The following is a 20,339-nucleotide window of genomic DNA, read 5'->3' on the forward strand; positions in this document are numbered from 1 at the left end:
TGCTCCCTTTCTTCACTGATAACTGATTAGCTTCCAACTTCTATTTCTCGATCGCGGTGGATGCGGTTTTTTTGCCAAGTTCCCATCGATTGAGCTGCCAAAGCCTCAATCTGACGATAAATCGAGGTGGGGAGCAGCCATAACAGATAAGCAGCAGCCAGTGTCATCAGCGTGCGACGGGGATCTGACAAAAGCATACCCCAGTGAGTTGCTAAGGCTCGGTGCATGAGCTTCACAGCGATCGCACCCGCTTTGAGACGGACGGCACTACGAGCCAAATAACGCATGTGATATGCCTTAGCAGGTTTCTCCCACTCAGAGATAAATTCTGGTGCATAGGAGCGGGTTTTTTCGATAACTTGTTCTAGATATTCTAGTTGCTTGAGCAGGTTGGCTGAGAGTCCGCCAGAGTTGACGCGATATAAAGTGAGAGCTTCGGGAATGCCAGCAAATTGCCACTGAGTTTGGCTCGCAATCCGCAGCCAACATTCAACATCTTCTGCTTGGCGAAAGCGCTCGTCGAAATAGAATGTTTCTGGAGTTCCGCGAAGATTATCGGTAAAGGCGATCGCATCAAGAGTTTCTCGACGCAACACCGCCGCCGAACCATTACCTATAGGATTATCGCACAGCAGGCACTCTGGGGAAATATTTGCTAGCTGCGGCATGAGATAAGTCCCCAAGCGATTTCCCATTTCATCAATTAAAGCCGAACGACTGAAACTCACTCCCACATGAGGAGAGTTGTTTAAATGCTCCACATGTTTTTCTAGTTTAGAAGGCAACCATAAATCGTCTCCGTCTAAAAAAGCAATATACTCTCCTTGAGCGTGACGAATACCTGTGTTTCTCGCTCCCGCCAAGCCTCGGTTGCGTTGGCGAATAATCTGAATTCTGGGGTCAGTAAATTGCTGGCAAATTGCTACACATCGATCTGGAGACTCATCATCAACAATCAAGATCTCTAAATTTTTGTAAGTCTGATCTAACACCGACTGAACTGTGGCACTGATATATTTCTCACAACGGAAAACTGCAATTACCACAGAAACTTGTTTCATATGACTCCTTTCGGTTATCAGTGAAGAAAGGGAGCAGGGAGCACTTAGCAGGGAAAAGAGAGCTGGGGGAGAAAGTACCAACTACCAATTACCAATTACCAACTACCAACTACCATCACTTTTGACTTTTGACTTCCTACTGCCAACTTATTGCTATTCTTTCACTTCTTGAAGAATTCTCCGTTTTTGATTCGAGCCTGTTATCTGAAGTGCTAAAGATTGGATCTGGTGATAAGTAGAATTAGGCAACAACCACAGTAAATACGCGGCTGCTAAAGTTATTACCGTTCGCCGTGGTTCCTCAAACAAAATTGACCTATATATAGACAGAGCTTTGTGAGAAAATTCAACGGCAGTGGAGCCTGCGGATAAAGTGACAGCTCGACGTGCTAGATGTCGGAGTTGATAAGCCATAGCTGGTTTTTCCCACTCAGCCATCATCTCTGGTGAGGTGTAGGCACGTGCTTTCTCTAACATAGTTTCCCAAGAGCTTAGTTTCTTATACAGTTGGGCAGAAAATCCTTTGGGATTCACGCGGTATAAAGTTAAAGCTTCTGCTAATCCTTCAATTTTCCAATCTGTTTTTAGCATCATTCGCAGCCAACATTCTACATCTTCTGATGGGTGTAAGCTGCGATCGCAATCGAAATAAGAGACTTCTCCCGATCTAGGATCGACAAACTTAATTGCTTCTAACAATTCTTTACGAATTGTGGGAACTGAACCGTTCCCAATTGGCGTGCGACACAACAGATCGAGAGGCGTAATATCTGTTAATTTGGACATTTGATAAATACCCAAAGGTTTGTCTGCTTCGTCAATAAAAGCTGAACGACTAAAACTGAGTCCCACGTTTGGCGATCGATCTAGATGTTCGACATGTTTTTCTAGCTTGTGGGGAACCCAAAGATCGTCTCCGTCTAAAAGCGCTACGTAATCACCTTGAGCCTGACGAATTCCCGTGTTTCGAGCTGCTGCAACCCCTTGATTTTGCTGGTGAATGATTTGAATTCGAGGATCGGCAAACTGTTGGCAAATTTCATGACTGCGATCGGTCGAACCATCGTCAACAATCAATAATTCAAAATTTTTGTAGGTTTGTGCCAATACAGAGTTTATTGTCTTTGCAATATATTTTTCGACTTGATAAACCGGAATGATGACAGTAACTAATTTCATATTTCAGAGCTTGGTGAATCTATTGATAATTGGTAATTGGTAATTTCTAGAAATCATCAACTATTAACTACTAGCCATCAACTATCAACATTAAGATTGACGCAATACATGGCGGTTTGTCCAAATCGTAAACACGGGAAGGAAGAGCATGTGAACAATTAAAACTGCTGCTGCAACACCGATAACCTGCCAATGGACTCCAATTAACAAAGAGAGAGCAAACACAGTCGTAAAAGCTAGATTCCAATATAAATCTAAATCGGGTTTGCCTACAGCTACTAATAATTGCGAAGCAGCATCGGCGAAGGGTCTGGGAATTGCTGACAAGCAAATTAATACCAGCACGGGAATAGCAACGATCCACTGACGACCAAAAACAATTGGTACGTACCAATAAGCTAGGCTAGATTGAAGAATAACTAAGGGAAAAATAATTAGGCTAATAATTTTAAGTGCGCTGTAATAAGATTTACTTAACTCCAATATGCTAGCTTTAGCTTTACACAGATGTGGCAAAATAGCTGTATTGATTGCTGTGACTATACTCAGGCTAATTCCCAATCCAGCATTGAACCCAAAAAAATAAATTCCTAATTCTTTAATACCTAAGAACCTACCAATTATTAAATAATCTAAGTTATTTCTCAACGCTTTGAGAAATTGCACACCACAGATATTTTTACCAAAATCTAAAATCGATCGCCAAGCTTTTGTCGTAAATTTAGCAGTAGGATGCCAAGCGTAACTTTTACGATAAATAATAATTTCCAGCGGAGTCACCAAAATCCAAGGTAAAACGAACGCCCAGATTCCCCAGCCGCGAATAGCAAATAGGGCAGATAAGATATAACTAGCGAGATTTCTCACAACAGTAGCGATCGCGCACACTTTAAGTCGATTTTCGCGAACGATTAAGGAAGATTGAATAGCGGCAAAAGGCCACATTAAATAGGGTATACCAGCAATACAAATGGGTAGAATTAAATCGATTTCGCGAGTCAGGCGATCGCGATAAAACCAAGCGATAGGAAAAGCAAACAGGCATTGAGCAAAAAATAAGCCTGTAAAGATACTCCAGTTTAACCAATAACCGGAGTTGCAAATAGTATCTAATTCTTGGCGATCGCATTGAATAATTTTAGCTCTCACCCCGATCTCCATAAAAACTCGCATAAACTCATTGACTGTAGACACAATTGCTGCTAAACCGTAGTCATAAGGAGTCAAAAAACGAGCTAAAATCACTGTCAATCCGAGGCGAAAAATCCGAGAAATAATTTCTGCCGAACCTAACCAGCTAAGATTACGAATGAATCGATTGGAAAGTTTTTGAGGCAGCCTAGATAGAATAGCTGATAGGATAGGCATTGAGTTTATAAATTGTTTTTCGGTATTCCAGCTCGAATCAGATTCAGTGCAGGCGATCGCTGGATAGTCTCCTATTCAATATATAGTTGATGTAGCTATTATTTCCTCCACTACCATCATCAATCTTAAAGAAAACTCGCATTTTCTTACACAACTCAAGCTAGCAATTTCATCGCAGACAAATGCCAAATTCTCGTATTCTACTTAAGCTGCTATGCTACATCAACGATCTAAGCAGAACCCCGCGATCGCAGTTACGCAACGACACAGTTATAGTAGAGAGCGGATAGATTAGGACATTTCAATTATTTACAAGTAATATTAGCTAAGTCTTTTTCCTCTGCTCCCTGCTCCCTGCTCCCTACTCCCTGCTCCCTGCTCCCTACTCCCTGCTCCCTGCTCCCTGCTATATGTAAAAACTTACTTATACTACAGAATTATCTTGAAAGTAGTTAGCGCGAATCCGAGTCATTTTCTGAAGTAAATAATTGGCAAGTTTAGGCGATAGTAGTTGAATCAGCAGTAATTTTACGAGTAATGTTTGAACTTTTCTATTCAAGCATATTTGAGGTTGCAACTGAATAGCCATTTGCAATTTTTGCCAAGCCACTCCCGCTGCTTTTGCACCCGGAATTTTAGTTAGGTATAAGTGGGCTAAATAGCGATAAAGATTAGCCAAGCTTTGATTTTTTAGATCTTGTAACTGAGCGGGAGCTAATTGAAATGCTCGGTCGATAACTCGAATTGCATCTTTCTCCATCACCTCAATTTTGGCAGAAGCCGAACCAGCGGTTTGACGGTAAAAAATTTGAGTTTTAGGAACGACTACAAAATCGTACTTAGCTGCTAAACGGAGATACAAATCCCATTCTTCTGCATGGGTTAGGGTTGGATCGAATTCGCCAACATCTGCTAAAGCAGTTCGGCGAATCAAAGGATTTGAACCGCTTAAGAGAAAATTAGTTTTCAATAATTCTGCATAGACATTGCCTGCAAAATATATGGGGCGATCGTCGTGAAAAAACTTGCCTTGCCGATCCATGAAGCACGTCCAACTATAGGCAACTCCTGCGGCTGGATGTTGCTGTAATGCTGCTAATTGAAGTTCTAATTTATCTGGTGTCCACAGATCGTCAGCATCGATAAAGGTGATATATTCACCTATAGACAGAGAAATACCGCGATTGCGGGCAACTGATACGCCGCCATTTTCATAGGAAACTACTTGAATCCGAGGGTCTCGAACGGTTTGGATTAATTCGAGCGTGCGATCGCTAGACCCATCGTCAATAACTATTAACTCAAAATCTGTAAAAGTTTGCTTTTGAATCGAGGCAATTGTTTCTAGAATAGTATTTTGGGAATTGTAGGCAGGCACAATAACTGAGATTGTAGGCATGTTTTAACTCTTGAATGAGAGGGTTCTTGTTTGGCGATCGGCAAAAATTGGTACGTCTTCCTTAAAAGCTATTCCCGTTAGAATTAACCCTTGCCAATAAAGATAGGATGCCAACTGAATATCCACAGCAGCTGTTGCAATCAGTAAGACCAAATAAATATTTAACGCAGTTTTAGCGATCGCGCTTTTCCTCGCTTTCAGAGTTAGCTCGACAAAACCCCAGACGATCGCAAACGTAAAGGCAAGAAAACCTACAACTCCATGCAAATAAAATAAATCTGGCCAGTGATTGTGAGTCCCAATCGGCATATGTTCTGTATATTTTGGTCCTTTCTCTTCTACAACTCCATGACCCCAAATTGGTGCTTCCATCCAACGATTCATCGTCACTTCAGCTAGGCGTTTTCTGACAACTTCAGAACTACGGCGAATGCCACTAATCGCCCGATCCCAAGCTGTTTGCATTAGCTCGATCAATTGAGGCGCAATCATGCCTATCACAACGCTGAGTAGACCTACGATCAGTTGAATGTACCAACCAAAATTAGTCAACAACCAAGAGGCGATCGGCACGGCAACCAGACAAACAATTGTCGATCGCGAGCCAGAACCTACGACCATTGCCGCACCTCCGATCGTGCCAATCCAACGCCATTTTTTATTTGCTTCTTGACTGGATAAAAAGAAATAAATATTTCCAATAATACCTAAATTATTCGCAAAGTTAGCAAACAAACGCAAACGAAATTGTCGAGCTTCACCAAAGTCTCCACCAACATCAAATAAATTAACAGTATAAAAACTGGCAGAACCGCGAAATGCAACTAGAGGCGAAACATAAGAAAAGCTCGGTATCCGTAATAAATACATGAAATAACAAATCGTTGCTAAAATTAAGCTTTGCAAGCAAAGAATACAAGCAGCTCTATAAATAACTTGCGGACGAATTTTTAGGCATCCTGCTAGAGGAAATAATGCCATTAAAGCCCAACTTCGCGCCCAGTTGTTGACTGTAGTAAAAATAAACTTTGGTATCCCTAGATCGAATTCCATATGGGACATAAAGATTGTTAGCTCTATGAATAACATGCCAACAATCCATATCCACACAGATAGCGGAATGCTAATTTTTTCTGACTCTGGTGTGTCTTTTGTTTGGAACCACCATCTTTTAAAGACACACCCTGCCAAGATAAATCCTAATGCTGGAATCCAAACGAGTTGCGCTCCCAGAAAATAAATGGGATACGTCAGAATTATGGTATACCAGACCAATTTTTCCTCAAAGTTTTGAGGTTTAACGCTCATGGGATTTTCCTCAAGGGAGCAGGGAGCAGGGAGCGCACGAGCAGAGAGTAGGGAGCGACGAGCGATATTAATTGCGAATTCCGCATTCCGAATTCTCCCCATGCACTACTTTCTTAACCCTCCACAATCCGATGATGGGTCTTGCGTTCTAGTTCTAGCATCGTCATCCGTCTTTGTCGCAGCCAGAATGCGAGTATACCTGCGCTGACAAATAGAGAACCGCCAGTTGCGCCAAGTAAAATAAACATCCTTTTCGGCGAACTTGGAGATTTTGGCAAGTTCGGTTCTGCCACAATTTGTAGTAAGGGATAGGAACCAAAGGCGTTTGACCTAATGATATCTAAGTTGGCAAGAGTAGAAGAGAACACTGCTTCAGATACCTGTAATTCACGCCTGAGAGCTTCTAAAGTCGTTTCTTTTTGCGCTAAAGTACGGAGGCGGTTTTCTAGTTGCAAGATTTGCTGTTCGGTTTCTTTGGCTTGAGATTGCAAGCCGCGATTCTCGGCTTGAGCATCGACGAGCGCTTGGAAGAGGTTTTCTCGCGCCGAACCGTTACTGGTATTAAGGTTGAGTTGTTGAATGAGCTGTTGGTTGACTGGTCGTCCGAGTAACGACTCGCTACGGACAAGCATTGCTTTAGCTGCTGCGTCGCGCTTGTTTTGCTCTGCAATAATCGTAGGATGATCGGGTAAAAATCTGGCGCTCAGCGTCACCAAATTGGTGCTAGTTTCACTGTAGTTTTTTAAGTTTTGCTGAAATATTTGATCTGTTTGCAACACGAAGGCATTAGCAGCATCCTGTTCCGAAAGGTTTAAATTAGCTGCCAGTTGTTGTAAGCGAGAACTCGATTGTTGTTGTTGAGCGACAATCTCGGCTCGTTGTTTGCGTAAGGTTTCGATGTTGTCAGAGAGAGCTTTGAGCTGATCGCTAGAGTTCAAGCCAGAGATTGCTTTGTAGTCGGAAAGCCGTTTTTGAGCCATTTCTAGCTTGCGCTGGGAAGAACTTAAAGCAGATTGGAAACTGGCATCGCGTTGAATGAATTCTTGGACTCTGAGTTCGTTGACTCTTGCTTGGATTGCTCTGTAAAGAGCGTAAGATTTGTCCCGTGCTTCTTCAGGATTGTCTCCTGTCATTTGAAATTCGATAATGCTAGTACTGTCGCCGATCTTGACTTTAGGTTTGCCAAACTCTTGAGGAGATATATCCATTTGAGTGGCAGCAATCTGAATTACGGCATCGCTTTCCGCGAGAAATTTATAATTCTGCCTGGGATCTTGAGTACTAATGCTGTAGGGAGAGGAGCTGTCTAAAGAAGTCTGTCCGATCTCTGGAAGGGATACTCTAGCTTGAGCAGCAGTTCCTGGCACGTTAACAGCCCATCCACTCGTATAGGTTGGAGCTTTAAGCTTTAAATACGCTAAAGCCGAACACCAAATGGCAGCATTAGCCAATATACCAATCAGTAAATAGGGAGACCAATGGACTTGCTGTAGTCTTGACTTGGGAAACGGGCGAGAAATTGTTACGGATTCAGTCATTAAGCAATCCTCCTAGCAGATGTTTCAGTTGATACATTTTTTTACAAAAATAACTAGCTGCTACGCAAACTTTAACTATAAAAATTACTCCGTCTCAACCTCTCGCCTGTATTTCATTACACCTACTCTAAAAACATAATTTCTCAGTCCTGGGTATGAATGTGAACTAATACTAAATAGTTACTACCGATCTGCTAGCCAGCCAAGTGTTGCCTCAGATTATAGACTAACTCCTAATTTCTCTGGCAGTTACAAATCTTAATTTACACTGAAATCTGATTTTGTGACTAAAAGAGCGAAAATCACCTAAATTTTCCCTGGATTTAGTAGTTTTTTTATCCTATTTGAAGTGGCTCAGGAGGACAGGAGTATAGATCTCTCCTGTGAAAAGTCAAGCGATACGGAGTATATTTGACAACATAGCTTGCAATAAAAAAGTCGCTCTCAATTAGCAAATTTTGAGTGAATGCCCGATTTGAAAAGCATTCACTGAGGCGATCGCCACTAAATTGCTAAAGAAAAACGACGAGAAAATTTAAGTATTATTTATGACTTAATTTGTATCAGGCTTAGAAAGAGCTGGCGAATAGGTGACAACTGAGCGTTGACACTGGAAAGAAAGAGCGCCATCCTGACAATCGACTTGAATAGTGTCGCCTTCGGTAAAAGTCCCTTCTAATAATTTAGTTGCCAGAGGATTTTCTAGGTGACGTTGGATGGCTCGTTTGAGCGGACGAGCACCATATACGGGGTCATAGCCGATATCTACCAAGTAATCTTGAGCTGCTGGCGATAGCACGATGCCAATTTTTTGCTCGTCGAGCAGTCTTTGGACTCGTTTGAGCTGAATGCTGACAATTTGCCGTAACTGGCTGCGATCGAGGGGGTGGAAAATAATCAGGTCATCGACGCGGTTGAGAAATTCGGGGCGGAAGTGCGATCGCAGTGCCTCTAAAACTTGCCGTTGTACCTGTTCGTAGTCGGTATCATCTCCAGATAAATCGAGAATGCGCTCGCTACCAATATTACTCGTCATGACGATCACCGTGTTGCGGCAGTCAATGACTCTACCCTGAGAATCCGTAATTCGTCCGTCATCCAACACTTGAAGCAGAATATTAAATACATCTGGGTGGGCTTTTTCCACCTCATCTAGCAACACCACAGAATAGGGACGACGACGGATCGCTTCTGAGAGTTGCCCTCCTTCTTCGTAACCAACGTAACCAGGAGGCGCTCCCACTAGGCGGGAAACCGAATGTTTTTCCATGTATTCGGACATATCCAAGCGGACTAAAGCATCGTCAGCATCAAATAAAAACTGTGCCAATGCTCGCGCTAATTCTGTTTTACCTACTCCTGTCGGACCCATGAACAAGAAAGAACCGATGGGACGACCGAGATCTTTCATGCCTGCCCGAGCGCGGCGAATAGCTGCTGCTACAGCTGATACAGCCTCAGATTGACCGACCACCCTAGCGTGGAGGTGGCTTTCGAGTTGGAGTAATTTCTGGCGTTCTGACTCTAACAGGCGATTGATTGGAATACCCGTCCACTTAGCGACGATCTCGGCAATATCAGCTTCGGAGACTTCTTCTCGCAACAGTGTAGAACCCTGGCTTTGAATTTCTATTAGTAGAGTTTCTTTCGCTTCGCGATCGCGCTGTACTCCTTCTAGTTGCCCGTATTTCAGCCGTGCTGCCGTGTTGAGATCGTAGGCGCGTTCTGCCTGTTCGATCTGTACCCGCAAAGATTCTTCTTCTTTTTTCAAAGCACCGATCGCATCAAGGATCTGTTTTTCACCCTGCCACTGAGAATTTAATTCCTGTTGTTTTTGCGTCAATGTCGAAATTTCTTGCTCGATCCGTTCCAAGCGTTCTTTGGTAATGGCGGCACGCTGGTCTTCACCAGCAATCGAGAGTTTTTCCATCTCCAACTGCATTAAACGGCGATCGATGATTTCTAGTTCTGTCGGCTTAGAAGTGATCTCCATTTTCAATTGGGCAGCAGCTTCATCGACAAGATCGATCGCCTTATCGGGTAAAAAGCGATCGGTAATATAGCGGTGGGAAAGCGTCGCTGCTGCAACCAAAGCAGAATCAGTAATTTTGACGCTGTGATGTGCTTCGTATCGTTCTTTTAAGCCTCGGAGAATCGAAATTGTCGTTTCTACCGAGGGTTGATCGACAAAGACTTGTTGGAAGCGGCGTTCTAAGGCTGCGTCTTTTTCAATATACTTGCGATACTCATCTAAAGTTGTCGCGCCAATACAGCGTAACTCTCCTCGTGCCAGCATTGGTTTGAGTAAGTTCCCCGCGTCCATTGCGCCTTGAGTCGTGCCACCCGCACCGACAACAGTGTGTAATTCGTCGATAAATAAGACGATTTGTCCGTTAGATTCGGTAACTTCCCGTAATACAGCACGCAAACGGTCTTCAAACTCACCGCGATATTTTGCCCCAGCGATTAAGCTACCCATGTCGAGAGTAATGAGCTGTCTGTTTTTGAGGGATTCAGGGACATCGCCTTTGATAATCCGTTGCGCCAACCCTTCTGCGATCGCAGTTTTCCCCACACCTGGTTCGCCAATTAAAACAGGATTATTCTTCGTGCGGCGAGACAATACCTGAATCACGCGCCGCACCTCATCGTCTCTACCAATGACGGGATCGAGTTTACCAACCTTTGCCTGTTCCGTTAGGTCGCGCCCAAATTTTTCTAAAGCTTCGTAGCGTGCTTCGGGGGTTCGGTCTATGACCTTTTGATTGCCACGAATCGCTTTAATTGCCGCTTCTAGCTTTGCCGTATCGAGATTGAAGCCTTTACACACCCTACGCCCGATCCGTTCGTCCTCCCCAAACGCTATCAGCAGGTGTTCGACTGAAACGTGTTGGTCTTGCCAGTTCGTTCTAATCGCATCTGTCCGGTCGAGCATCAGATCCAAATTTCGACCCAAATAAAGCTGACTGCTTTTACCCACTTTCGGCTGTCGCTTGGCGAAAGCTTCAAGCTGCTGTGCCATTGCTGCGGGATCGACACCAGCTTTAGTCAGAATCCGATTAGCTAGCCCTTTTGGTTGTTCTAAAAGTGCGATCGCGAGGTGTTCGACCTCCAGTTGTTGTTGCTGAAAACGTTGAACCATCAAATCCTGAGAATTGACGATCGCTTCCCAGGCTTCTTCGGTGAACTTGTTAGGGTCGGTGGGCTGCATTTTGACGATTTTAGATTTGCGATTTTAGATTTGCGACTGACTTTAGATTAAAAAGAAAATACCATCTGGTGCTAGTATTGCGATCGCTATTAGCCTATCCTATCTTGAGAGGGATAAGGAGCGAGGAGCGAGGGAAAGAAGGGGTGTAGGGTGTGGGGTGTAGGGATTTTAAATTTCTTGCTTCCTCAGCAACATTGCGCTCCCTCAGCTCTCCCGTGTCTCCCTTGTCTTCCCCCTCTCCCGTGTCCAACGTATACCTTCGCCTACTGTGACACTAACTCCTTCTGGGGAGTAGCAGATTCTCTAGAACTGAGTTGGATCAGCTCTACTTTATAACCGTCGGGGTCTTCAACAAAAGCGATAACTGTAGAACCGTGCTTCATTGGTCCTGGTTCTCGTACTACTTTACCGCCACGGGCTTTAATTTCTTCACAAGTGCCGTAAATGTCATCAACGCCGATCGCGATATGACCGTAAGCATCACCTAAGTTGTACTTCTCTGTGTCCCAATTGTGGGTGAGTTCGAGAACGGTGTGGTCTGCCTCGTCACCATAGCCTACAAAAGCCAGGGTAAACTTACCACCTGGATAGTCTTTCTGGCGCAGCAACTTCATGCCCAAAAGTTCGCAGTAAAACTTGAGAGATGCATCCAAGTTACCGACGCGAAGCATTGTGTGTAGTAATCGCATTAAGTGACTCCAAATTTCAGCATCGATCTCTATTCTAGGGAATGGGGAGTCGGGAGTCGGGCGCAGGCAGCAGATAGACAAGGGAGACAAGGGAGAGGGAGAAGACAAGGAAGCAGAGGAAGCAGAGGAGCCAAGGAGATTAAACTACTCCTGACTCCTGACTTCTGACTCCTAGCTCCTTACAAATGACAAATGACAAATGACAACCAACAGAAAACCAATTTCGTGTTGAATGATCCTTAACATCGTACCCATCAGCCTGTAAAATTCCTATCCTGACTCAAATGAAGTGAGTAGTGAGTAGTGAGTAGTGTATTCCCCCTGCTCGTGCCCTCCCTACTCCCTGCTCCCTGATAACTGACAACTGATAACTGAAAAAGGAGCTACGCAGCATGATCGATACAATAGACAGCGCTATAGACAACATTATTGCTAGAGAAATTCTCGATTCGCGGGGTCGCCCTACTGTCGAGGCGGAAGTACATTTAATTGGGGGAGTGGTGGGACTCGCCCAGGTTCCCAGTGGGGCTTCTACAGGCACTTTTGAGGCGCACGAACTTCGAGATGACGATAAGAGCCGTTATGGGGGTAAAGGGGTACTCAAGGCGGTGGAAAATGTCAATTCGGCGATCGCCCCACAACTATCTCAAATGGATGTCTTGAATCAAGAAGCCCTCGATCGCGCCATGATCGCTCTAGATGGCTCTCCAAATAAAGCCAAGCTGGGAGCAAATGCGATTTTATCGGTGTCTTTGGCGGCGGCGAAGGCAGGAGCAGAGTTACTCGGAATTCCTTTATATCGCTATCTGGGGGGTCCTTTAGCAAACATGCTACCCGTACCGTTGATGAACGTGATTAATGGTGGCGCTCACGCAGCAAATAATATCGATTTTCAAGAATTCATGATCGTTCCGATTGGTGCGTCTTCGTTTCGAGAGGCGCTACGTTGGGGGGCGGAAGTTTTTGCTGCTTTGAGTAAGGTGCTGGACGATAAAGGATTGCTCACTGGTGTGGGAGATGAAGGCGGTTTTGCGCCCAATTTAGAGTCGAATCAGGTAGCTCTAGAAATACTGATGAGCGCGATCGCCAAAGCTGGATATAAACCTGGGGAGGAAGTCGCATTAGCCTTAGACGTGGCTGCCAGCGAGTTTTATAAAGACGGGCAGTATGTCTATGACGGCGCAGCTCATGCACCCACTGAGTTTATCGAGTATTTGGCTAAACTAGTCGGTGAATACCCAATTGTCTCAATTGAAGATGGGTTACATGAGGAAGATTGGCAGCACTGGCAGCTGTTAACTGAAAAAATTGGCGATCGCGTTCAACTTGTCGGCGACGATCTCTTTGTGACTAATGCCACCCGCCTACAAAAAGGGATCGAAACCAAAGCAGGAAATGCCATCTTGATCAAGCTGAATCAAATTGGTTCGCTGACAGAAACTTTAGAAACCATCGATCTAGCTACCCGTAACGGTTTTCGCTCGATTATCAGCCATCGTTCGGGAGAAACAGAAGACACGACGATCGCTGACTTAGCTGTAGCAACACGTGCAGGTCAGATTAAAACTGGTTCTCTCTGTCGCAGCGAACGGGTAGCAAAATATAACCGCCTATTGCGTATTGAAGACGAACTTGGCGATCGCGCTGTTTATGCTGGAACTGTGAAGATGGGACCGAAGTAGGGATTGGTAATTGGTAGTTGGTAGTTGGTAATTGGTAATTGGTAGTTGTTAATTACTACCAATTGCTGACTGTTACCCATTACCAAAATTAGGGATAAAACCCTAGCTTAGGTAATCCCAAACTCTCGTCCCAACCCATCATGATGTTGAGGCATTGAATTGCTTGTCCGGCTTGTCCTTTGATCAAGTTATCGATCGCTGACAAGACGATGACTCTACCGGTACGGGGATCGGTTTCGATGCCGATGTAGCAGAGATTGCTGCCGCACGCCCACTTAGTTTGGGGATAGATGCCACTGTCGCAAATTGTTACCCAAGGACAATTGCGATAAAAAGCTCTGTAGATGGTAATTAAATCTTCTCTGACTAATCCAGGATCGCGCAGAGTGGCGTAGACGGTGGCGAGGATACCGCGTACCATCGGGACTAAGTGAGGAGTAAATTGCACTAACACTTGATGTCCAGCCAAATCGCTGCAAACTTGCTCGATTTCTGGCGTATGACGGTGACGAGCAACGCCATAAGCAGCAAAGGAGTTATCTGCTTCTGCAAGCAACAGTCCAGTTTTTGCCTGTCTACCACCCCCAGACGTGCCAGATTTTGCATCGACGATCGCAGTTTCAGGAACGATCAAGCCTTGTTTTAGTAGGGGTGCAAGTGCTAACAAACTGGCGGTGGGATAGCAGCCAGGACAACCGATCAGTTGGCTTTCGGCAATGCGATCGCGATACAGTTCTGGTAAACCATAAACTGCTTTTGTTGCCACAGCTATGTCTTGCCGCTGTTTGCCGTACCAGATTTGGTAAGTTTCTAAATCGCTAAATCTATAGTCGGCAGATAGATCGAGAACTTTACAACCTTTATCGACCAACTGAGGAGCCATATCGCAAGCAAAACCATTGGGGAGTGAGAGAAAGACTACCTCACACCTTGCTGCGATCGCTTCTGGATCGACAGATTCGATTGGCTGCGCTACCCGATGAGCTAGGTGGGGGTATATATCAGCAAACGATTTGCCAGCACTGCTATCGCCACCCAAGTAGACGAGTTCTACTTCAGGATGATCCATTAACAACCTGACCAATTGCACCCCGCCATAGCCTGACGCGCCAACAATTCCTACCGATACGCGCCCTTCTTTACCCATGACAATCAATCCTGATGAAATACATTTTTATGACTCGATTGCGATCTGGCTTTGACAATTGGCGATCGCCAACTGCTCGTAGCCTCTGAAATGGATTTGTAAACTAGGAAAAAAATTAACTTTCGCTGCATTGTAGTACTAAAAGGGAAATCTCGTTGCAACAATTTTTTCAAATCTTGACGTGAGCCGTGGGGTGAGTTATCAGTTACGCCAATCTAGCCGCGTCGTGGTGCAAGAAAGAGTGTGGGGAGAATTCGGAATTCGGAATTCAATTCTCTCTCTGCACCTGAAGCCCCTCTGCCCCTCTGCTCTCTACTCCCTGCTCGTGCGCTCCCTTTCAAATTTCCTGTAGCAGTTTTTGCGGATCGACCTGCGCCGCCATTGCTTGCTTTTTTAATTCAATTGCTTTTAATTCGTCTAATTGCCTGAGAATCTTCTCACTCACATTTTCTGGCAGTACTTGAGCAATACGTGAGGTTTCGTATTCTATAGAAATCATTCTAATTATTTGATAATATCCATCTAACAATTCTTCTGATAATTTAATTTGTTGCGCGATTTTATTGATGCCTTTGCTCGTAATTTCAATTTGACGACCGTATAACTCTTGTTGCGCGCTTAACATTTTTTGTTGTAAATTCTTTAAACGCCGAATCAGCTTTTTATTAGCATTTAACTCTTGCTGCAACTTGAGAGTCTGTTGCTCCATTTCATATTTTTGCGATAGCAATTGCTGCTCGGAGGTGAGCCTACCTAACTCTTGGCGATCGCGTTCTTTGAGTCTTTGGCGCATAGTTACGTAGGTTCCTATTCCCGCTGCTGTAGGTGCAGCCACAGATAATAGCATTCTATTGGTTGTAGGATTTAGAATGCATAACGGTACGGTAATGGCTAGAGCTAACTTACTGATATTAAAGGCTAAAGATTTTGCTCTTGTCCCTGGTTTTCTTAAAAGGTAACTTTCGCTCGTACTCGAATTTTCTAACCACAACAACTCTTTTAAAACCTTACCTTGCATCAGATAAAGCAAAAGTAATTTGTCTCCAGCTACAGCTGATATCTTTTCCTCTTGCCCTAAAGTGGAAAAGTCTAGTGCTTGAAGCTGATTATTTTTGTCTGGAGTACCTACATCATATAACCGCAATTGATAGACCCGTCTGTATTCTGGTTGCTTGTTATATTTATTTCGATACCATGATTCTAGGTATGAATTAAAGCTAGCAACTTCGGTGCGTACTAAAGCATATCTATAGTCACACCTGAAACATAGACTTTCGAGAAAGTCTTCATCGCATTCTTCAAAGTTGGGAAAATAAACAGAATGACGACAAGCCGGACAGGAAATTTGCAGTGTCATGGAAGGGACTAGGGGCGATCGTGATGAGGGGCTGTAGGGCAGAACTCTTTTTGAAGCATGAGGATTGAAAAAGGCTGAGGGAAAAATCCTTCTTTTTCTGCAAAAAAGTCTAACCTCTAGCCCTTAATCCCTCGCTCCTAACCCCCAGTCCCTCCAGAGAGGTTGCGGGGATGGCAGTTGAGTTAATAAAGTTGATAAACTGTTGTACGAGTTCGGGATTACGCCATCCTCGATTGGTTTCTGCAACCAAAACTTTTAATGCTTCTTCCTGAGACAGCGCGCGTTTGTATGGGCGATCGCTAGTCAGAGCATCATAAATATCAATAATTTGAAATACTTGGGCGAGATAAGGAATCTGGTCTCCAATCAGTTGATAGGGATAACCAGAACCATCCCAACGCTCGTGATGGTGCAAAACAATCGGAATCACTCCTCGCATCGTCCGCAGGGGTTGACAGATTCTCTCACCGATCAAAACGTGCTGTCGCATCACTTCCCACTCTTTGGGATTTAGTTTTCCCGTCTTCAGCAGCACGGCATCGGGAATGCCAACTTTACCAATATCGTGTAAATAACTACCCCACATCAAATCTCGTCTCTGAGCGCGGGACAGATTGAGATAGCCACCGAAAGCATCGCTCAAGTTTACCAAGCGTTCGCAGTGATCGCCAGTATTGGGATCGCGGCTTTCCACTGCTCTAGCAATGGAAAATAACACCTGCGAAGCATGATCTAAATCTTCATTCAAACGCTTTTGACGCACCAAGGATTTGACGCGGGCAGCTAATTCCAGGCGATCGAAAGGTTTGCTTAAAAAATCATCTCCCCCAGCTTCAATCCCACGAATTCTAGCTTGTCTATCGTTTAAAGCTGTGATAAAAATGACTGGGATCAGCCTTGTCTGTTCGTCCTGCTTCAGTTGGCAACAAACTTCAAATCCATCCATTTCTGGCATCATCACATCCAGTAGGATTAGATCCGGTTGACCTTGACTGACGGACTCTAGCGCTGACGAGCCACTATCTGCCTCTAAAACTTCGTACCCCTCTACCGAGAGAATAGCTACAGCCGTCATACGACTAGCTGGATGGTCGTCAACTACCAGGATTTTAGGCGGAGCTAGATCGAAGCTGTTCACTCAATATACCTGTATTATTATCTACAATCTGAAGTCTGTGTGAAGTCTGTTGGCAGGACAACAAGCTGGACGGAACAATTCGCCAAAAGTCACAGACTCATCAGTGAGATTGTTTCATTTTGTCAAAAAATATCTAAATTATACCGGAAAAATTTTAATAAATTAACTCAAATTTATCTTTGAGGCACTAGCCACATACGACTAATTCTACCTCCGCGTTCGCAACTTCTGCTTTCACATTTTGCTTTCACAACATACAGCACTTTTTTCAACTACTAATTCTTACCATTCTAAATTTTAGGTGAGAAGAGACTCAGTAGATACCAGTTTTTGAACCGTCTACAGTCGCAAGTCAGAAATCAGCAGTGATGGTAATTGGTAGTTGGTAATTGGTATTTTCTCCCCCAGCGACCCTGCGCTCCCCCAGCTCAAGAGCAGCTCTCTTTTCCCTGCTCCCTGCTCCCTACTCTCTGCTCCCTACTCCCTGCTCCCTACTCTCTGCTCATCACCTAAACAAATTCCCAAGCCACGGGCAGTTTTGACCAGTGTACCGTGAGGATTGACTGCGCGGTATTGGGCGATCGCCTCGGGAATGGGAACGCTGACAACTTGACGTTTTTGCCACGTTACCATGCGGTCGTACTGTGCTTCGGCGATCAAATCGACAGCCGCAACACCAAAAGCAGAGGCAATTACCCGTTCTAGTGGCGACGGCGTACCACCTCGTTGAACGTGTCCTAGTACTGTGACTCGCGTTTCTGCCCCAATCCGAGTGCAAATTTCGTCAGCTAAATATTGACCGATGCCACCATAGCGACATTGTCCCAAGCGATCGGTGGACATGACGCATACACCTGTTTCCGTCCGCACCGCTTCCGATACGACGACGAGAGAATAATTTTTCCCCTGTTCTTGTCTTTCTTTAATCGTGTAACAGACGCGCTCGACAGTGTAAGGAATTTCTGGGACTAAAATCACATCAGCACCACCAGCAATCCCCGCACTGATAGCGATATGTCCCGCATCGCGTCCCATGACTTCTAAAATCATCACCCGGGAATGACTGGCAGCCGTAAAATGCAACCGATCTAAAGCTTCAGTGGCGATACTTACGGCAGTATCAAAACCGATTGAAAGTTCGGTTACGCCGACATCATTGTCAATTGTTTTAGGAATTGCCACCAAGTTAAGATTTCCTTGTTGGGCAAGGCGACGTAAAATCGCCATACTACCGTCGCCACCAATGCCAATCATGGCATCCAAGCCTAATTGGTGGTAGCCTGCGATAATGTCTTCCGAGCGATCGCGGATAGTCCCGTCTGGCATCGGAAAAGCAAAAGGATCGCCTTTATTGGTCGTTCCTAAAATTGTCCCACCAGCTACGAGCAATCCATCAACTTTGTCAATTTCTAAGGCGATCGCTTGTGGTGGTTGAGCCATCAATCCTAAAGTGGCTTGTCGAATTCCAAATACCTCCCAGCCATAAGTACCGACAGCGCGATGCACCACGGCACGAATCGCGGCATTCAAACCCGCACAATCTCCACCACTGGTCAAAATTCCAATTCTTTTCATTCAGTTATCAGTTGTCAGTTGTCAGTTGTCAGTTGTCAGTTATCAGTTGTCAGTGACCAGTTGATTTGTGACTTGTGACTTGTCACTACACCCCACACCCCACACCCTACACCCTATCAACACGCACCACTCTACCAAAGCAGTACATTAGACTGAAACAGGTAGCATCGATCTTAATTACAATTTGATTTTAGATTTCTTTATTTTTTGCAATATTCAGCTAGTTCTACGCAGTGATTACTTCAGATAACGATTCTTTTGATTTTTCGGATGCATTAACTATTCCCCAAGCCCCGCCTGGTTATAAATCTGGCTTTATTGGGATTATCGGTCGTCCTAATGTTGGTAAATCGACGTTGATGAATCAACTTGTGGGGCAAAAAATTGCAATTACTTCTCCGGTCGCGCAGACAACGCGCAACCGCTTGCGAGGAATTTTGACCACACCCGCAGCTCAGTTTATTTTCGTCGATACGCCAGGAATTCATAAACCCCATCATCAGTTGGGAGAAGTGTTAGTCAAAAATGCTCAGATTGCCATTGATTCTGTCGATGTAGTGTTGTTTGTGGTAGATGGTTCTCAAGTTGCTGGGGGAGGCGATCGCTTTATTATCGAATTGCTAACTCAAACACAAACCCCTGTAGTTCTAGGGCTGAACAAAATCGACCGGCGCTCGACCAATACTGAAGATTTGGATCGTTCTTACCAAGAAATAGCTAAATCTTACCAATGGCAGATGCTAAAATTTTCAGCCCTCAGTGGTGAGGGCTTAGAAGCATTGCAACAGGCAATTGTGGAATGTTTGGAGCCTGGTCCTTATTATTATCCTCCCGACTTAGTTACAGACCAGCCAGAACGTTTTATCATGGGAGAATTAATTCGCGAGCAAATCTTATTGCTAACACGGGATGAAGTTCCTCACTCCGTAGCAATTACCGTTGACAAAGTGGAGGAAGCTCCTAATATTACCCGTGTATTTGCGACTATTCATATCGAGCGAGATTCTCAAAAAGGAATTCTGATCGGTAAGGGAGGAGCAATGCTCAAAGCGATCGGTAGCGCTGCTCGCGAACAAATTCAAAAGCTAATCGCAGGGAAAGTTTATTTAGAACTATTTGTAAAAGTACAACCAAAATGGAGGCAATCTCGGCTCAGACTATCAGAATTTGGTTACAAAGTAGAAGAATGATGAGGAAGTCAAAAGTCAAAAGTTAAAAGTCGGCAATAATTCTCCTTGCTCGGAAGCTCGTGCGCTCCTCTTCTTCACTGATAACTGATAACTGATAACTGAAAAATATTTGAAAAATCCAATCGGACTCCACTCAAGAAAAACAAAGATGTTGTCCTGTTAATTAAAGGATTAATTATTGGCAAAGTTCTGACATTGCTGGTTATTGGTGGTTTGTTGTGGTGGCTAAAACCTCAATTGTGAAGCAGCGCTACTGCTACAAATCAAACTTCAGAAAATCCAGTAGCAACAACCAATGGTTCTACCTACGATCGCACGACAGGCGTACCATCAGGTACGTTTAACTATGGTAGTAGTGCTAGTACACTGTGGCATAAATAAGCAAACTATTAAATTGCCAAGACTTTGCCTTTATATGTCCACTTAAAAGGTTTAGCCATTGTTTTGTTGAAGTAGTCAATAAAATTGAGGATTTTATTTTTCAAATCATCTACACT

At 44.3% G+C, this 20,339-nt stretch carries 16 protein-coding genes; 3 read left to right on the top strand and 13 right to left on the bottom strand.

Annotation, left to right across the window (positions count from 1 at the left end):
* Nucleotides 1–26: 26 nt before the first annotated feature.
* The 9 genes from ACRC32_RS11030 to gloA form a co-directional block, all read right to left on the bottom strand.
* Nucleotides 27–1,061, bottom strand: coding sequence for a glycosyltransferase family 2 protein (locus ACRC32_RS11030; protein WP_438553999.1), 1,035 nt, complete (start codon nucleotides 1,059–1,061; stop codon nucleotides 27–29).
* Nucleotides 1,062–1,214: 153 nt separating this feature from the next.
* On the bottom strand, nucleotides 1,215–2,240 hold the full coding sequence (locus ACRC32_RS11035) for a glycosyltransferase family 2 protein (RefSeq protein WP_438554000.1): 1,026 nt from the start codon (nucleotides 2,238–2,240) through the stop codon (nucleotides 1,215–1,217).
* A 90-nt stretch (nucleotides 2,241–2,330) separates the two neighbouring features.
* A complete protein-coding gene (locus tag ACRC32_RS11040; RefSeq protein ID WP_438554001.1) occupies nucleotides 2,331–3,608 on the bottom strand; it encodes a lipopolysaccharide biosynthesis protein in 1,278 nt (425 codons plus the stop codon).
* A 424-nt stretch (nucleotides 3,609–4,032) separates the two neighbouring features.
* A complete protein-coding gene (locus ACRC32_RS11045) occupies nucleotides 4,033–5,007 on the bottom strand; it encodes a glycosyltransferase family 2 protein (RefSeq protein WP_438554002.1) in 975 nt (324 codons plus the stop codon).
* Nucleotides 5,008–5,010: 3 nt separating this feature from the next.
* Nucleotides 5,011–6,315, bottom strand: coding sequence for an O-antigen ligase family protein (locus tag ACRC32_RS11050; RefSeq protein WP_438554003.1), 1,305 nt, complete (start codon nucleotides 6,313–6,315; stop codon nucleotides 5,011–5,013).
* Nucleotides 6,316–6,428: 113 nt separating this feature from the next.
* Nucleotides 6,429–7,853: a GumC family protein gene (locus ACRC32_RS11055; RefSeq protein ID WP_438554004.1), complete on the bottom strand. Its 1,425-nt coding sequence runs from the start codon at nucleotides 7,851–7,853 to the stop codon at nucleotides 6,429–6,431.
* A gap of 553 nt (nucleotides 7,854–8,406) precedes the next feature.
* On the bottom strand, nucleotides 8,407–11,064 hold the full coding sequence (gene clpB / locus ACRC32_RS11060; RefSeq protein ID WP_438554005.1) for an ATP-dependent chaperone ClpB: 2,658 nt from the start codon (nucleotides 11,062–11,064) through the stop codon (nucleotides 8,407–8,409).
* A gap of 94 nt (nucleotides 11,065–11,158) precedes the next feature.
* The gene (locus ACRC32_RS11065) at nucleotides 11,159–11,314 is read right to left on the bottom strand and encodes a hypothetical protein (protein ID WP_438554006.1); all 156 of its coding nucleotides are present in this window, start codon (nucleotides 11,312–11,314) and stop codon (nucleotides 11,159–11,161) included.
* A gap of 13 nt (nucleotides 11,315–11,327) precedes the next feature.
* A complete protein-coding gene (gloA, locus tag ACRC32_RS11070) occupies nucleotides 11,328–11,753 on the bottom strand; it encodes a lactoylglutathione lyase (RefSeq protein ID WP_438554007.1) in 426 nt (141 codons plus the stop codon).
* A gap of 3 nt (nucleotides 11,754–11,756) precedes the next feature.
* Between gloA and ACRC32_RS11075 the strand changes: the two genes are divergently transcribed.
* Complete coding sequence (locus tag ACRC32_RS11075) at nucleotides 11,757–11,921, top strand: hypothetical protein (RefSeq protein WP_438554008.1); 165 nt, start codon at nucleotides 11,757–11,759, stop codon at nucleotides 11,919–11,921.
* Between the two features lie 224 nt (nucleotides 11,922–12,145).
* Nucleotides 12,146–13,435, top strand: coding sequence for a phosphopyruvate hydratase (gene eno, locus ACRC32_RS11080; RefSeq protein WP_438554009.1), 1,290 nt, complete (start codon nucleotides 12,146–12,148; stop codon nucleotides 13,433–13,435).
* A gap of 88 nt (nucleotides 13,436–13,523) precedes the next feature.
* Here the strand turns inward: eno and argC are convergent, their stop codons facing one another.
* The 4 genes from argC to ACRC32_RS11100 all read right to left on the bottom strand — a co-directional run bounded on the left by argC (nucleotide 13,524) and on the right by ACRC32_RS11100 (nucleotide 18,652).
* Nucleotides 13,524–14,582, bottom strand: a complete 1,059-nt coding sequence (gene argC, locus ACRC32_RS11085) for an N-acetyl-gamma-glutamyl-phosphate reductase (protein ID WP_015154801.1) — start codon at nucleotides 14,580–14,582, stop codon at nucleotides 13,524–13,526.
* A gap of 337 nt (nucleotides 14,583–14,919) precedes the next feature.
* Nucleotides 14,920–15,939 carry a hypothetical protein gene (locus ACRC32_RS11090; RefSeq protein ID WP_438554010.1) on the bottom strand — a complete coding sequence of 340 codons (1,020 nt, stop codon included), beginning with the start codon at nucleotides 15,937–15,939 and terminating at the stop codon, nucleotides 14,920–14,922.
* Nucleotides 15,940–16,048: 109 nt separating this feature from the next.
* Nucleotides 16,049–17,077 carry a response regulator gene (locus ACRC32_RS11095; RefSeq protein WP_438554011.1) on the bottom strand — a complete coding sequence of 343 codons (1,029 nt, stop codon included), beginning with the start codon at nucleotides 17,075–17,077 and terminating at the stop codon, nucleotides 16,049–16,051.
* 477 nt (nucleotides 17,078–17,554) lie between these two features.
* Nucleotides 17,555–18,652 carry an ATP-dependent 6-phosphofructokinase gene (locus ACRC32_RS11100; RefSeq protein ID WP_438554012.1) on the bottom strand — a complete coding sequence of 366 codons (1,098 nt, stop codon included), beginning with the start codon at nucleotides 18,650–18,652 and terminating at the stop codon, nucleotides 17,555–17,557.
* Between the two features lie 233 nt (nucleotides 18,653–18,885).
* On the opposite strand from ACRC32_RS11100, the gene era reads away from it, so the two are divergent.
* The gene (era, locus tag ACRC32_RS11105) at nucleotides 18,886–19,842 is read left to right on the top strand and encodes a GTPase Era (RefSeq protein WP_438554013.1); all 957 of its coding nucleotides are present in this window, start codon (nucleotides 18,886–18,888) and stop codon (nucleotides 19,840–19,842) included.
* Nucleotides 19,843–20,339 lie beyond the last annotated feature (497 nt).

Origin of the sequence: Chroococcidiopsis sp., assembly GCF_051657925.1 — a bacterium.
GTDB lineage: Bacteria > Cyanobacteriota > Cyanobacteriia > Cyanobacteriales > Chroococcidiopsidaceae > Chroococcidiopsis.